16 protein-coding genes and 1 tRNA gene are annotated in these 14,238 nt (G+C 61.4%); 3 read left to right on the plus strand and 14 right to left on the minus strand.

Features of this window, described 5'->3' with window-relative positions; all coding sequences use genetic code 11:
- The first annotated feature begins 81 nt into the window (after positions 1–81).
- Complete coding sequence (locus AC2TC0_RS09245) at positions 82–1,008, plus strand: AAA family ATPase (protein WP_484717213.1); 927 nt, start codon at positions 82–84, stop codon at positions 1,006–1,008.
- On the opposite strand, the gene AC2TC0_RS09250 is transcribed toward AC2TC0_RS09245, so the two are convergent.
- Positions 1,005–2,300 carry an MFS transporter gene (locus tag AC2TC0_RS09250; protein ID WP_484717214.1) on the minus strand — a complete coding sequence of 432 codons (1,296 nt, stop codon included), beginning with the start codon at positions 2,298–2,300 and terminating at the stop codon, positions 1,005–1,007. The two genes, AC2TC0_RS09245 and AC2TC0_RS09250, sit on opposite strands and share 4 nt — an antisense overlap.
- Positions 2,297–2,632, minus strand: coding sequence for an antibiotic biosynthesis monooxygenase family protein (locus AC2TC0_RS09255; RefSeq protein WP_484717215.1), 336 nt, complete (start codon positions 2,630–2,632; stop codon positions 2,297–2,299). The genes AC2TC0_RS09250 and AC2TC0_RS09255 overlap by 4 nt, the downstream gene beginning before the upstream one ends.
- A gap of 146 nt (positions 2,633–2,778) precedes the next feature.
- On the opposite strand from AC2TC0_RS09255, the gene AC2TC0_RS09260 reads away from it, so the two are divergent.
- Positions 2,779–3,405 (plus strand): class I SAM-dependent methyltransferase, encoded by a 627-nt coding sequence (locus AC2TC0_RS09260; RefSeq protein WP_484717216.1) that lies wholly within the window; start codon positions 2,779–2,781, stop codon positions 3,403–3,405.
- A gap of 3 nt (positions 3,406–3,408) precedes the next feature.
- Here the strand turns inward: AC2TC0_RS09260 and AC2TC0_RS09265 are convergent, their stop codons facing one another.
- Complete coding sequence (locus AC2TC0_RS09265) at positions 3,409–4,602, minus strand: phospholipase D-like domain-containing protein (protein ID WP_484717217.1); 1,194 nt, start codon at positions 4,600–4,602, stop codon at positions 3,409–3,411.
- Between the two features lie 129 nt (positions 4,603–4,731).
- On the opposite strand from AC2TC0_RS09265, the gene rpoZ reads away from it, so the two are divergent.
- Positions 4,732–5,076: a DNA-directed RNA polymerase subunit omega gene (gene rpoZ / locus AC2TC0_RS09270; RefSeq protein WP_484717218.1), complete on the plus strand. Its 345-nt coding sequence runs from the start codon at positions 4,732–4,734 to the stop codon at positions 5,074–5,076.
- A gap of 63 nt (positions 5,077–5,139) precedes the next feature.
- On the opposite strand, the gene AC2TC0_RS09275 is transcribed toward rpoZ, so the two are convergent.
- The 11 genes from AC2TC0_RS09275 to AC2TC0_RS09325 all read right to left on the minus strand — a co-directional run bounded on the left by AC2TC0_RS09275 (position 5,140) and on the right by AC2TC0_RS09325 (position 14,226).
- Positions 5,140–5,736: a DUF3800 domain-containing protein gene (locus tag AC2TC0_RS09275; RefSeq protein ID WP_484717219.1), complete on the minus strand. Its 597-nt coding sequence runs from the start codon at positions 5,734–5,736 to the stop codon at positions 5,140–5,142.
- 6 nt (positions 5,737–5,742) lie between these two features.
- Positions 5,743–6,228 carry a hypothetical protein gene (locus AC2TC0_RS09280; RefSeq protein ID WP_484717220.1) on the minus strand — a complete coding sequence of 162 codons (486 nt, stop codon included), beginning with the start codon at positions 6,226–6,228 and terminating at the stop codon, positions 5,743–5,745.
- A 9-nt stretch (positions 6,229–6,237) separates the two neighbouring features.
- Positions 6,238–8,181 carry an ATP-dependent zinc metalloprotease FtsH gene (gene ftsH / locus AC2TC0_RS09285; protein WP_484717221.1) on the minus strand — a complete coding sequence of 648 codons (1,944 nt, stop codon included), beginning with the start codon at positions 8,179–8,181 and terminating at the stop codon, positions 6,238–6,240.
- Between the two features lie 82 nt (positions 8,182–8,263).
- Positions 8,264–9,262 carry a tRNA lysidine(34) synthetase TilS gene (tilS, locus tag AC2TC0_RS09290; protein ID WP_484717222.1) on the minus strand — a complete coding sequence of 333 codons (999 nt, stop codon included), beginning with the start codon at positions 9,260–9,262 and terminating at the stop codon, positions 8,264–8,266.
- Positions 9,195–10,190, minus strand: coding sequence for a tetratricopeptide repeat protein (locus tag AC2TC0_RS09295; protein ID WP_484717223.1), 996 nt, complete (start codon positions 10,188–10,190; stop codon positions 9,195–9,197). The genes tilS and AC2TC0_RS09295 overlap by 68 nt, the downstream gene beginning before the upstream one ends.
- A gap of 62 nt (positions 10,191–10,252) precedes the next feature.
- The gene (locus tag AC2TC0_RS09300) at positions 10,253–11,074 is read right to left on the minus strand and encodes a helix-turn-helix domain-containing protein (RefSeq protein ID WP_484717224.1); all 822 of its coding nucleotides are present in this window, start codon (positions 11,072–11,074) and stop codon (positions 10,253–10,255) included.
- A 128-nt stretch (positions 11,075–11,202) separates the two neighbouring features.
- Positions 11,203–12,498, minus strand: a complete 1,296-nt coding sequence (hslU, locus tag AC2TC0_RS09305) for an ATP-dependent protease ATPase subunit HslU (RefSeq protein ID WP_484717225.1) — start codon at positions 12,496–12,498, stop codon at positions 11,203–11,205.
- A 5-nt stretch (positions 12,499–12,503) separates the two neighbouring features.
- Complete coding sequence (gene hslV / locus AC2TC0_RS09310; RefSeq protein WP_484717226.1) at positions 12,504–13,073, minus strand: ATP-dependent protease subunit HslV; 570 nt, start codon at positions 13,071–13,073, stop codon at positions 12,504–12,506.
- A gap of 42 nt (positions 13,074–13,115) precedes the next feature.
- A tRNA-Lys gene (locus AC2TC0_RS09315) sits at positions 13,116–13,191 on the minus strand.
- Between the two features lie 31 nt (positions 13,192–13,222).
- Positions 13,223–13,741, minus strand: a complete 519-nt coding sequence (folK, locus tag AC2TC0_RS09320) for a 2-amino-4-hydroxy-6-hydroxymethyldihydropteridine diphosphokinase (RefSeq protein WP_484717227.1) — start codon at positions 13,739–13,741, stop codon at positions 13,223–13,225.
- Complete coding sequence (locus AC2TC0_RS09325; RefSeq protein ID WP_484717228.1) at positions 13,738–14,226, minus strand: RNA pyrophosphohydrolase; 489 nt, start codon at positions 14,224–14,226, stop codon at positions 13,738–13,740. The genes folK and AC2TC0_RS09325 overlap by 4 nt, the downstream gene beginning before the upstream one ends.
- Positions 14,227–14,238: the final 12 nt, after the last annotated feature.

Consider the following 14,238-nt stretch of genomic DNA (forward strand, 5'->3'; position numbering starts at 1 on the left):
GGCATTTTTTACCGTCGGGACTGCCCAAAGCGCCCCATCCAAGGCGGTTGCAATGCCATAGCGAGGCTCTAGCTTGGCAGGATGGATAGCAATCCTCACCCTGATACGGACATTTGGGCAAAGGTGGGCGGCGTTGATGCCGCGCGCGACAAGCTGATTGAAACATTGGTGACGCCGCTGCGCCACGGCCCTGCACTCGCCAAATTGGGTGTCCGCCCGGCACGCGGGATACTGCTTTATGGTCCGCCAGGGGCCGGCAAGGCGCTGTTGTTGCGTACTGCGGCAGAGGCCGCAGGGGCTGCACTTGTCCAGCACAGCGCGCCTGAAGTGCTGGCGGCTGGGGAAGAGGGAAGTAGCGACGCGCTGCGCACTGCTTTTGGCGCGGTGCGCTCGATTGCCCCCGCAATTTTGTTTGTTGACGAGCTGGAGCTGCTCGCCCCGGCGCGCGTCCCGAACTGCCCCGAACCGCAACGTAACGAGACACTGGTCAACACATTACTGGTTGAGCTCGACCGGCTGTGGCACAGTGACAATGTTGTGCTTGTGGCGTCAACGAGCCGCCCGAACAGTATCGATCCGGCGCTGCTGCGGCCCGGACGGCTTGATGAGCTCATCTATGTGCCCGTGCCGGATACAACGGGCCGCGCAACGATTCTGGCGATCCAGACCGCCGCGGTAAAGCTGGCAAAGGATGTCGATTTGTCAGTGCTGGCGGCGCTAACGCATCGTTTCACCGCCGCTGACCTCGACGATATGATCCGCCGCGCAGGATTGCGGGCCATCCAGCAGTCCAGTTCCGCAAAGCTGATTTCGATGGCCGACTTTGAAGCAGCACTGGCCGATACCCACGCCTCGGTGACCGAAGCGATGGAGAGAGAGTATGAGAAGGTTCAGGGCGCAATTAAGCAAAATGCCCTGAAGCTGGAGCCAATGGGATTCTTCGGACCTGGCCAGCTCAAGCCAGTGCGCGATAGCAAGCACGACCCGGCAGAGCATGCGTCGCGCTAGTCATCTAGCGGGTCTTCGAGCGCCTTCCATCCCCACATCACCAGAGAGATGCAGAGCAGCGCCATCAGGCCGAAGGCCGCAAGTGGATTCCAGCCATAGATGAGTACACCGATGGCCGGCGACACGATATAAGCGGAGCCGTTGATTGAGGCAGTCATTCCCGCAACACTTCCCTGGTCACGGCGCGGCACAGCGAGCGACGCTCCTGCGGTAAATCCGGGGCGAAACAGTCCAAAACCCAGTGACGCCAGCGCAAACCCGATCACGATAGCGTGTAAATCGCTTGCAAGCCCAACCATCACCGCGCCGGCCGCTGCCAATGCGGAACCACCAAGAACGGCAAAGCGCGGTCCTGGCTTAAGAATCGGGATCAACCCCCACTGCGCAAGCAAGGAGGCAAAGGCACCCGCCATCAGCACAACGCCGGTTGGGTCGGCAGCTTCGTCAGGACGCAGCCGCAACCCCAACCGGTCGAGGATCAGAAAACCGACAACGCCCAAAATCATTGCCTGGGCTTGTCCGCCGATAAACCCCGCCAGCATCCATGGCTTGGTGCGGGGGTCATTCCAGGCCAAACGCACGCGCGGTGTCCCGTCGCTGGGCGTATCTTCATCGTCGGCCAAAGAAGCAACGCTGGCAGATGTGGGATAGGTCGCCACGACCCCGCGCACTTCAAAGCGCGGCAGATCGTCGGGCAGCCGCCAGCGCAGTGCGATCAGAACCGCCACACCAATCAGCGCGAACACCAGCATCGGCGCGGCCAGCCCGAAAATGGGAAGAATGAACAGCGGTGCAATCGCCGGGCCAATCACTGTCCCTAGCCCAAAGGACGAGGAAACTAGTGAAAGTGCCTGCGTGCGTTCGCCGGACTCGGTGCGTGCAGCAACATAGGCCTGGACAGCCGGTGGCGCAGCTGATCCGAAACCGCCATACAAGCTCCGGCATGCGGCAAAAAGGATGAATGTTACCCCCGCCGTCAGCCACCCCGACAGACCGGCCCAGATTGTGAAGCCGCATAGCGCCATCGATAGCGCAAAGCCGGTGACCCCCAATGCCATCAACGCTTTGCGCCCACGCCGGTCGGACTGGCGGGCCCAGCGCGGCGCGGTGATCACCCACAACAGCGCCGACCAGCTGAACGCCATGCTGACCCACACGTCGGGAATATGCAATTTCGCGCCGATCGCGGGCAGGATCGACTGCATCGCGGTATTGCCTGCCGCCGCCACCAGCATCACACAGAAAAGTACCGCCATCCGGTCATTGGGGATGGATTTCGCAACCGCGCTCATGCTGGCTCGCGCTGCCAATCATAGCTGCGCTCGACGGCGGCAACAGCAAGCGCATAGCTGTCATACCAACCGGTGCGTCCCATTTCACGAATGCGGGCATGTGCAGGTTCGTCGCGCCACGCCTGCGCGGCCGCATCATCGGTCCAATAGCTGACCGCGATGCCAACACCATCGGTGCCGCGTGCAGCGACGAAGCCAAGATAGCCGGGTTGGCGCGCCGCCAGTATCTCCATCGCCTGAGCTGCTTCGTCATATCCTTGATCGCCGCCGCTGCGCCGCTGCGACACGAATACGACGACCACGGCACCAGCGGGAGGGCAGGGGAAAACCATGTGCTTCCCTTTTTCACAGGCGCTGTGCACTGTCCAGCCTCGAGGGTCTTTCGTCGCCACACTATGACGGTTCGGCGCTAATCTGCTTGCATCCCCATGGCATTTTTGCGACTGCCTTATCTCCCTATGGCAGCCCGGAACCCCACATGACGCAAAGCCGCGCCAAGCCGCGCATCGCCCAACGCCTGACCGACCGTCTGATTCGCAAACTTGGCCCGTGGGGCATGTTTCTGAAGGGCTTTGCCAAGCATCCGGTGATGGTGGGGTCGATCATTCCGTCGTCGCCGACGCTGATCGCCAACATGCTCGGCCCGGTGGAATGGTCAAAAGTAAAGCTGTTTGTCGAATTTGGCCCAGGGGTTGGCACCTTTTGCCGCCCGGTGCTCGAACATTTGCCAGGTGATGCGACGCTTATCGCGATCGATACCAACCCAGACTTTATCGAATATCTGAAAAACGATATTCGCGACAGCCGCTTCGTGCCGGTCCTTGGTTCAGCAGCGGATGTCGAGGCCATCATTCGTGCGCACGGCTTTGATCACGCTGACTATGTGTTGTCGGGCCTTCCGTTTTCGACGCTTCCGGCCGGCGTGGGGCCAGCCATTGTGGAAGCCACGCACCGCGTGCTGCGCAAGGATGGCGGATTTTTAGTCTATCAGTTCCGCGCCCGTGCGCGCGATTTTCTGGCGGTGCATTTCGCGCGCATCGACAAGGGCTTCGAGTGGTGGAATGTCCCGCCCTGCTTCCTGTTCTGGGGCTGGAAAGACAGTTAACTGCTAGCTCTGATCAATCTCTAGCCCGAAGTTCAGGCGCCGGGCCACTGTATAGTCCAATGTGCTGACCACAAACCAGGACAGCACCCAGCGCAGTCGGGTTAGCCAGCCACCTCGCTCTGCAATCCAGTCGCGCGTTACCATTTCGCTTTCGCCAGCGATTGCATCGATTAGTTCGCGCGCCTGTGCAGCAAGCCCAACATGTTCAATCCGCAGCATCAGTTCGAGGTTGACGAACAAACTTCGCATGTCGAAGTTGGCCGAGCCGATATAAACTGAGTCATCGACTACTATCAGCTTCATGTGCAAACGTTGCGGTTGATATTCCAAAATCGTTACACGCTTGCGAAGAAGGTAGCGATACAGCAGGCGCGCCGCGCCGATTGTCGCGCCATTGTCGGATTTGGCGGCGGTAATGAGCCGCACGGACCCTCGACGTGCGGCGCGGCCCATGCGCCGCAGCATGCCTTGCCCGGGCGAGAAATAAGCCATGACCATGTCGATACGGCGACCAACCGCCAAGTCGGTGCGGATCGAACGCGCCCAGGGCGATAACCGTTCCGTCGGACCGCCAACCAGCCATTGCAGCGTCCCGACGGGGCGGTGCATGTCATGCCAGCGACGCAGCAAGCGGCGGAAAGTGAGCCATTTGCCGTCGCTATTGCGCGTGAAGGCGAACAACTGGTCGAACCAGTCTGACATCGCCGCCACCTGCGGACCGGCAAGCACGATACCCAGATCGCTCCATCCGGTAGCAGAAGCGTTATCGAAATAGCCGTCAGCTAGGTTGAATCCGCCCAAAAACACTGTCCGACCGTCCACCAGCAACATTTTCTGGTGGTTGCGGATAAGATATGACGACCGCCATCGTCTGGAAAAGAACGCAACGTCGCCGCCAGCATGGCGCAGTGGCGAAAAAAATTCTGCCCCGGTGTCGCCGGATCCGAAACTGTCGACAATGATCCGCACTGCAATGCCGCGGCGGGCAGCGCGGACCAGCGCTTCGCGGACCCGTCGTCCCACCGCATCATCGTCAAGGATATAGATGATGATCTCAACCGATTGGGCAGCGTCATCAATCAGGCTGATGTAACGTTCAAGGCGGCTGTTGGCGTCGGCCAGTATCTGCGCTTGATGCCCGTCAATTTCCAGCGGTGCGCTGTCCGGCAGTGTTACGGTCTTGCTCTCGCCAGTCATCCACCCCATATCGCGACTGCGGCATTGGGTAGCAAGGCGGTTTGATTGACTCGAGGTGCGCATGCTGCTAGCCGCGCCCGCTGATATGCGGCGTGGCTGCGCCGATTTTCCACATTGCAAGGATGACACATGGCCCGCGTTACCGTTGAGGATTGCGTCGACAAGGTTCCCAACCGCTTTGATCTGGTTTTGCTTGCGGCGCATCGCGCGCGCGAAATTTCGGGCGGCAGCGAACTGACCATCGACCGTGATCGCGACAAGAACCCAGTGGTTGCGCTGCGCGAAATCGCCGAACAGACGGTACGTCCCGATGATCTGGGCGAAACGCTGGTGGGCTCGCTGCAAAAAGTTGTGCTCGATGACGATGATACGCCCGACGAGATTAGCTCGATCTCGCGCTCAGCCGAAGCACTGCGCCTGACGGCAGCTGCGCCGCCGCGCGCGCCTGCCGGCGGCGGTGCCGACTTCGACTGATCCGGCGGACACGTAGGGTTCGAAAAGGGAAGGGGGGGCGCAGCTTGCCTGTCGCCCCCTTTCTTATTGGTGGAGCGCGATTATGCGCAAGCGGCGGCTATCGATCCACGGCTTGACAATCGCGCCGATCCGCCGGGCGCGAACGGACCCGATGGTGAGGTTGAATAGGCTGTTGGCGATGACATCGGCAATCTGGATCCCGGCGCAGCGCCGGCTGTCGGCCACTGATGCATTGCCCCATTGCCCGAGCAGGGCCTGAATATCGCTGCGTACGCCATCAAGAATGCGCGGGTCATAGCGGCCTGCATCAATGACAATATCGGCGCATTCGCCTCCGGTGGCTGGCAGCCATGCCGCTACGGCGGTATCCAGCAATCGTGAGTAAAGTTGCTTGTCGCTAAGCGCTTCCTGCTGCACCTTTGCCAACATCGCCCCGTCCGCAACCGCGACCCAGGCGCGGGCGTCATGCTGGGCAAGTATTTCGAACAGCAAGCCCCGCTCGACCGGGGTAATCCGGCTGCCCTTGAGTTCACCGCGCAGGCCAGTGATGGCGCGGTAGCGGACCAAGACCGCATCGGCGGCTGAGGGAGCGATCGCCACGGCAGCGAATGTCATGGCGCCTGCTGACAGGCCGCCCGATTCGTCGCAGTAAAGGGCCATCGCGCGCTATCGCACGCGCGAAAAGAAACTGACTGAGCCGCGCGAACCCGGCGTTACTGCCTCGGGCAAAATCCACATGACATGGGTGACATCAGCCAATGTGGCAGGGCGCGCGGACCCTGCCGCCGGAGTCACCGTCAATGCGGCCAGCTGCCCCCAGTTGGTGCCGCCATCAACCGAGAGGGTGAATCCTGCCAAATCATCAGTGCCATCGAATTGAAGCCCATCGGGGATGGGATTTCGCAATTTCAAATTCTGGATGGCATCGCGCGAGCGGTTGTGAAAGCGCAGCGTGATCCGCACACGATCCCCCGGCACCACCACGTCGGGCTTGGCATAGCGCGTTGTCTCCGTGCCAATGGCGTCGGTTTCGGTCTTCACCAGCTCGACAATGCTGTCGAGTGCCAGATTACTGCCGTCCTGCGCCAGCGCGGGCGCAGTGAGCAATAGGGCAGGGGTGATTGCGAGCGTGAGGCGTTGAAAAACAGACACCTATCGAACTTACGCCCCCTGCGCCGAGGCATCACCGAACGGCTTGGGCCGACGCTTGACCTGCGGCAGCGAGCCGGCATGGCCGCTGATAGCGGCGACACCGCTATCCCGATCGTCGTCGCGACCAACAGGCTCACCGGCGATGGCGCGCTTGGCTTCATCACCCGACAGCGACTCATACTCCAGGAGCGCAGCAGCAAGGCGGTGCAGCTCATCGATATTGTCGGTCAGCACCTTGCGCGCGGTTGCTTCGCCTTCCTCGACAAAGCGGCGGACTTCCTCGTCAATCAACCGGGCGGTGTCACCTGAGATGCTCTGTGTACGGGCGACGCTGTGACCGAGGAACACTTCTTCTTGGTTGTCGCGGTAGCGCAGCCAGCCGAGCTTTTCCGACATACCATATTCCATCACCATAGACCGCGCCATGTCGGTCGCCTGCTGGATGTCGTTGGCAGCGCCAGTGTTGAGCTCGTCCTTGCCATAGATAAGTTGTTCGGCGATGCGCCCGCCAAAGCATAGCGCGAGGCGCGCTTTCATCTGCTTCATGTTCATCGAATAGCGGTCGCGCTCGGGCAGGTTCCACGTGACGCCCAGGGCGCGTCCACGCGGAATAATAGTCACCTTGTGCAGTGGGTCGCAGCCATCAACGTGCAGCGACACGAGCGCGTGTCCTGCCTCATGATAGGCGGTCGCCTTTTTCTCTTCCTCGGTCATGACCATCGAGCGCCGTTCAGCACCCATCATGACCTTGTCCTTGGCCTCTTCAAATTCATCGGCAGCAATCAGTCGCTTGCCCTTGCGAGCGGCAAGAAGTGCAGCTTCATTGGCGAGGTTGGCAAGGTCTGCGCCCGAAAAGCCCGGCGTTCCACGTGCAATCTTGCGCAGATCGACGTCAGGAGCGAGCGGCTTCTTCTTGGTGTGCACGCTCAAGATTTTCTCACGCCCATCGATATCAGGGCGCGGGACAACGACTTGACGGTCAAAGCGTCCAGGGCGCAGCAGCGCAGGGTCAAGCACATCGGGGCGGTTGGTCGCGGCAACGATGATGATGCCTTCATTAGCCTCAAACCCGTCCATTTCGACCAGCAACTGGTTCAATGTCTGCTCACGTTCGTCATTGCCATTGCCAAGCCCGGCACCACGGTGGCGACCCACCGCATCGATTTCGTCGATAAACACGATGCACGGCGCATTGCGTTTGGCCTGTTCAAACATGTCGCGAACACGGCTCGCGCCGACGCCAACAAACATTTCAACGAAATCCGAGCCCGAAATGGTGAAAAAGGGCACGCCTGCCTCGCCCGCGATGGCGCGCGCGAGCAGGGTTTTGCCCGTGCCGGGCGATCCGACCAGCAAAGCACCCTTGGGGATTTGGCCACCTAGCTTGGAAAACTTTCCCGGATCCTTCAGGAACTCGACGATTTCCTGCAATTCCTCGCGAGCTTCGTCGATGCCGGCAACATCGTCAAAAGTGACGCGGCCTTGCTTTTCGGTCAGCAGCTTAGCGCGCGATTTGCCGAAACCCATCGCTCCGTTGCCATTGTTCTTCTGCACCTGGCGGAACACCAGATAGGCGATGCCAAGGATAAGGATGAAAGGCAGCGACTGAATGAGCATGTACATCCAGAAGTTGCGGGTTTCTGCAGGCTTGCCGTCATAGTTGACATTATTGGCTTTGAGAGTCGAAATCAGTTCAGAGTCTCGGATCATATTGGTCGAAAAGTTGTCGCCGTTCGTCAGCGTGCCGGTGATGCGATCATCACTCAGGACGACTTCCTTGACGCTCCCGTCCTCGACCTTTTGTATGAATTCCGAGTATTTTATAGCTTCGCCTGCAGGCGCACTGCCGGTACCAAAAAGCGAGGCGACCACCAGCATGGCTAGCAAAATGCCCACCCAAATCATCGCGCTCTTCATCCAAGGATTGCTCGGTGGGTCCTTGTCGTCCTGCATTTTCGCTCTTTCCTAGAGGCGCGCCTGTGCGCCCATGTCACTAGCTAAGATAGGGCGTAGCGGCAATTTGACAATAACTGCTTTATCCGCGTCGCGGCGGTGCCCGCATAATGCGCCAGCATGTGCCGACTTTGGGGTCAGGGGTGATGATGAGCGGGCCGAGCGACACTTTGCGCCCTGCACGCAGCGCGGTCACCGCGTCCAACAACTGCCGCTGGTCGCCAATGCTTTGGCCCGCGAAGCGAAACAGATGGTTTCGCATGACCCGCCAGGCGATTTCGTCCGGCCAATCGTTGTCGATGATGTTGTCAAGATCGCCTGCTTGCTCAGCTTGCTCTGCCGCCCAGTCCAATGCTTCATCAGCGCCAGCGAGTAAATCCGCCGAGCGCGCCAGCGCAGCGGCATCAATCCAGCTGGCATCAGCAATTTGACGTCGCATGCGGGCGCGATCGAAACGAGGGTTATGATTTGATGGATCGTCAACGACCAACACGCCTGCGGTCCGGCAGATATTCAATAGCGTTTCGCGCCGCCAACCGAGCAGCGGCCTCAGAACTCGCCCGTTTCGCGCGCGAATAGCCGAAAGCCCCGCAACTCCGCTGGCACGGTTCAGGCGCATCAGCAGCGTTTCTGCCTGGTCATCCGCATGATGCGCCGTCAGCACATAGTCCAACCCGCGTGCCACGCGCCATTTCTCGAGCAACCGGTACCGAAGCGCTCGAGCCTCCGCCTGAATCGAGCCAGTAAGCGGCGAATCGCCCCGAAGTATGTCATGGCGAAGCCTGAATCTGCGGCAAAGACGGGCAACATCATCTGCCTCCACCGTAGACTCGGGTCGCAAGCCGTGGTCGACCGTCGCAACTGCGAGGTCACCGAGCTGAATTGCGCGCAGCAACAGCAGCAGGCCAATGCTATCCGGCCCGCCCGACACAGCAACGCCGAACTTCAACGAAGCAGGATCAGCGCCCGCAAGCCGTGCCAGCGCGTCCTTTAGCGCGGCGAGCTGTTCGGGTTCAGCAACCGGCCTTGACTTTGGCTGCGGCGGCATCGCTGCGAACATCCCGGGGTGCGCGCTCCCCATAAACCTCGTCAAGTTCACGGAAAGCCTTGCACGCGTCGGCCTTGCGCCCCAACTGGTCGAGGGCAATACCCATATACATCAGGCTGTGCGGCGCACGTTCACCTTCCGGTCGATCCTTATAATTGTTGTAAAAGGCGACGGCGGCCAGACTAGGCTTGCCTTCGTCCAAATAGGCGCGACCCAGCAAATTCTGCGCATAGCTGGCAAGCCGGTGCTTCGGATTGCGTTCAACCACCTGTTTGAGCTGCGCCTGCGCTTCTGGATAGAGTTTCGCATCCCAAAGCCGATAGCCATAGGTATAACCGTCATCGACAGCATTGCCCGTTGCGGGAACTTCGACCGCCTTAACCCGCGCCACCCGGTCGGCGGCAGGGCGGAGTGGAGCGGCAACGGCGGTTGGCGCAACTGATATCGGTCGCGGCGTGGTCGCCGCCGGTGTGGAGGTGGTAGAAACCGGGCGCGGAGCCAGCTCTGCCGGGGTGGCGGTGGCAGCGGGTGCTGGTACGGCAGCCCCATCCGGTGATTCAACCGTTGGCTCAAGCGCAATCAAGCGCTTGTCGACCGCGACCTTGTATGCCGTGAATTGTTGCTCCAGTTCGCGAAGCTTGAAGCCATTTTGCTCGCTTTGCTCGGTCACGGCGCGCAGCTGGCTTTCGAGCGCATCAACCCGCGCCGTCAGATCGGCAATTGGGGTCGAAGCGGATCCAGCCGGGCGCTCGCTTGGCACGGGATCGCCGCCAATTTCGCCCTCAAAAAACGCCGGTGCCCCGCCGGGAAACACCTGCCGCTGCACCGCACGCATTTCCTTTTCCAGCTTTTCAACCCGCTTGGTGACGCTGGTTTCCTGCGCGGCCGCGGGCAGCGCGGCGAGAACCGTTGCTCCGGCGATACCGGTCAGCCACAACGCGCGAAAATGGGAATTGGTCATGCTTGTCATCCGAAACTTCACTTTGGTGTCATTGGTAAAACGCGGTGCGGCTGAACGCCACCTTAGCGCGCAGGCACACTGCTTGCGGTCGGCTGTGCGTTAGCGGCGCGGGCGGTAAGGTCAGCACGCTTGAGCGAAAAATTCTTCACCAGCGTGTCTGCCGGACCAATTGGCCCAACGTCCAGCCCCCCTATAGTTACTTTCAGCATTTGCGGCTTGGCGGTGCGCAGCGTAAATTTGTCAAGGTAATCGGCGGGTACAGTCAGAGTTTCACCCGCGTCCAGTGTGCGCCAATTTTCGGTCTTGCCAGTGGCATCGTCGAAGCCGATCCACACCTCCTGAATGCCGGTCAATACAACCGGCGCATTGTCGGCAACCTGCGGAACGGAGGGCGCAGTAGCAGCAGCCTTGGCCGCTTCCGCTTTCTTGACCGGCGCAACCTTGGTCGACGCCACGGGCACATTGTCAAGCGCCAGCGTGCGCCAGATGGCATAGCCGCCGAGGAGCAGCACAACTAGCGCGACAAGGCTCCATGCCAACATCCGTGACGGTACGCGGGCGGGATCGGCGGGTTCATAGGCCTCATAAATCTCGCGCGGGCTCATGGCTCCGCCTGCAAGCTCGGCGCGCACCTCGCGGCCAATTTCGACCTCCGAAATGCCGACCGCACGGGCATAGGCGCGGGCAAACCCCGTGACATAGGTACGGCTGGGCAGCGTATCGAAATCAGATCGCTCGATCGCGTCGAGATGCCGCTGCGAAATGCGCGTCCGGTTGGCAATATCGGCGATCGACAGTCCCGCGCTCTCGCGCGCCATGCGCAGCTTGTCGCCCACGCGCAAAATGCCCAATTCGCCCTGAACCGGCGGCTGACCCTCGGCCATTACTGTCTCCCTTCGCCGGGGTGCGACCCGATTGCCGACGAACGGCGAAGTCATCGCACCGATATCGCGGCAAAGTCAAACCATGTTCGGCGAATGCAGCCGTCAACCCGTGCCTTTCGGGCGACCAGTTACAATATATATTTGGACAGATCGGTATCGCCCGCAATCGCGCTCAGCTGGCTGTCGACATAGGCGCGGTCGATGGTCACCGCCACGCCCCGCATCGCCTCGGCGCCAAAGCTGATTTCCTCGAGCAATTTTTCCATGATGGTTTGCAGGCGGCGGGCACCGATATTCTCGACGCGCTCGTTCACATCCGCGGCAATCGCGGCAATCCGGGCAATCCCGTCGTCGGCAAAATTAATTGTCACGCCCTCGGTCGCCAACAGCGCAGCATATTGTTCCGGCAGAGCGGCGCGGGTGTCGGCCAGGATGCGGACAAAATCGGCTTCGGTCAGCGCCGACAATTCCACGCGGATGGGTAAGCGGCCCTGAAGTTCGGGGAGCAGGTCGCTCGGCTTCGCAACATGAAAGGCACCGCTGGCGATGAACAGGATGTGATCAGTCTTCAGCGGCCCATATTTGGTCGCCACTGTGGTGCCCTCGATCAGCGGCAGCAGGTCACGCTGCACGCCTTCGCGGCTCACCGATCCGCCGCGCACATCGCTGACGGCGATTTTGTCAATCTCGTCCAGAAACACGATGCCATTGGCCTCGGCATCGGCGAGCGCAACGCGCGCAACATCATCCTGGTCCAGCCGCTTGTCCTGTTCTTCCTCGATCAACCGGGTGGCAGCATCGATGACTTTTAGTTTGCGGCGCTTCTTGGGCGCGCTGCCCATTGCCTTGCCTAGCATTTCGGTGATGTTGATCATCTGTCCCGGCTGGCCGGGCAGTTCGAAGGGCAGAGCAGCGACCTCGCTGACCTCGATTTCGACTTCATTGTCATCAAGGTGGCCGTCGCGGATGCGCTGGCGAAAACTGGCGCGGGTCGCCTCGCTTGCGCCCTTGCCTGTCAGCGCGTCAAGCAAGCGCTCCATCGCGGCTTCCTCGGCGGCAGCGCGCACCGCCTCGCGGCGGCGTTCCTTTTCCAGCCGCACCGCTTCTTCGACCAGATCGCGGGCAATTTGCTCGACGTCGCGACCGACATAGCCAACCTCGGTGAATTTCGTCGCCTCAACCTTGATGAAGGGGGCATCGGCAAGCTTTGCCAGCCGCCGTGAGATCTCGGTCTTGCCGCACCCGGTGGGGCCGATCATCAAGATATTCTTGGGCGTCACCTCGCTGCGCAGCTCGGCGGGCAATTGCTGCCGCCGCCAACGATTGCGCAGCGCGACGGCGACCGCGCGCTTGGCGTCGCTCTGGCCAACGATATGCGCGTCGAGCGCGGCCACAATGGCCTTCGGGGTCAAGCTGTTCTGCATGGGATTCAGGCGCTTTTCGCTGGGATGGTTTCGATGGTGAAGCGGTCGTTGGTAAACACGCAGATGTTGGCCGCTACCTCCATCGCGCGCCGCGCCAGCTTCTCGGCATCGGCCTCATAACCAACCAGCGCCTGCGCCGCCGCCAGCGCAAAATTGCCGCCCGAGCCGATCGCGGTGACCCCGCCCTCGGGCTCCAGCACATCGCCATTGCCGGTGATGACCAAAGTCACATCCTTGTCCGCGACGATCATCATCGCCTCAAGGTTGCGCAGATATTTGTCAGTGCGCCAATCCTTGGCCAGCTCGACCGCAGCGCGCAGCAATTGGCCATTGTGCCGCTCCAGCTTGCCCTCCAGCCGTTCGAACAGGGTGAAGGCGTCGGCGGTCGCCCCAGCAAAGCCCGAGATTACTGACCCGTCATGCAGCCGCCGCACCTTCCGCGCATTGGGCTTCATGACGGTATTGCCCATCGACACCTGCCCATCGCCAATGATGACGACTTGGTCAGGGGTGCGGACGGAAAGAATGGTGGTGCCGTGCCAGGGCGCCGAAGATGCGGCGTGGGGATTGTTCATGGGTTGCCATATGGGATGGCATGAAGGCGCGACAAGGGGGAATGGTGAGCCCTGCTGGGTTCGAACCAGCGACCTACTGATTAAAAGTCAGTTGCTCTACCGACTGAGCTAAGGGCCCGCACAATGCGCACATTGCGGAAGCGGTGCCCCTAATGCCGCGCGCCGAAGCGGTCAACCGGCTTTGCGCGGGCGTGGCGCGCGAGCAGATGGCGGACGGACAGGCCCGTCAGCGGATCGTGCCAATCGGGCGCGATGCGGGCAAGGGGGGCGAGCACGAAGGCGCGGCTGCGGAACGCCGGGTGCGGCACGACTGCGCCGCCACTGACAAAGCTGCCCTCGGACCAAAGGATCAGGTCGAGGTCGAGTGTGCGCTCGCCCCAGTCGCGCGCGCGTTTGCGCCCGAAAGCATCCTCGATGACGTGGAGTTCTTCGAGCAATTCGTCGGGGAGCAGCGGGCTGGCTACCAGCGCAACGCAATTGGCATAGCGGCGGCGGCTGGGGCCCAGCGGGGCGCTGCTGCTGATCGGGCTGGCGTCGAGCAGTGTCAGCGGCGCATTGTCGAGCGCGGCCAATGCGGCGGCGACCATCGCCGCCGGGGTGCGCCCGCCGCGCCCGGCGCGGTTGCTGCCAAGGCCGACGGCGTAGAGATAGGATATGGCCCCGGTCATGCGCGCGCCAGTATCGCGCCGAATTCGGCTACCAGCGCGCGGTAAAGGTCGCGCTTGAACGGCACGATCAGCTCGGGCAGCAACTCCATCTCGGTCCAGCGCCAGGCGCGAAATTCGGGGTGCTCGGTTTCGATATTGATGTCGGCATCGCTGCCCCGAAAACGCGCGAGGAACCAGTGCTGGCGCTGGCCGCGAAAGCGCCCGCCCCACATTTTTCCCATCAGCTGCGGCGGCAGGTCATAAAAATGCTCGGTCGCGCTGGTCGCGATGATGTCGGCAAGGTCAGGCGCAATCCCTGCCTCCTCGTCCAGCTCGCGCAGCGCCGCATCGCGCGGGCTTTCACCCTGGTCTATCCCGCCTTGTGGCATTTGCCACGCCTCGCTGCTGCTATCCAGGCGTTGGCCGACGAACACCAGATTGGCGCTGTTGACCAGCATCACCCCGGCGCAAGGGCGATAGGGCAGGTGGGAGAAATCATGGCTCATGCCCGCGCCCTT

It is taken from the genome of Sphingopyxis sp. sgz302558, from assembly GCF_057220455.1.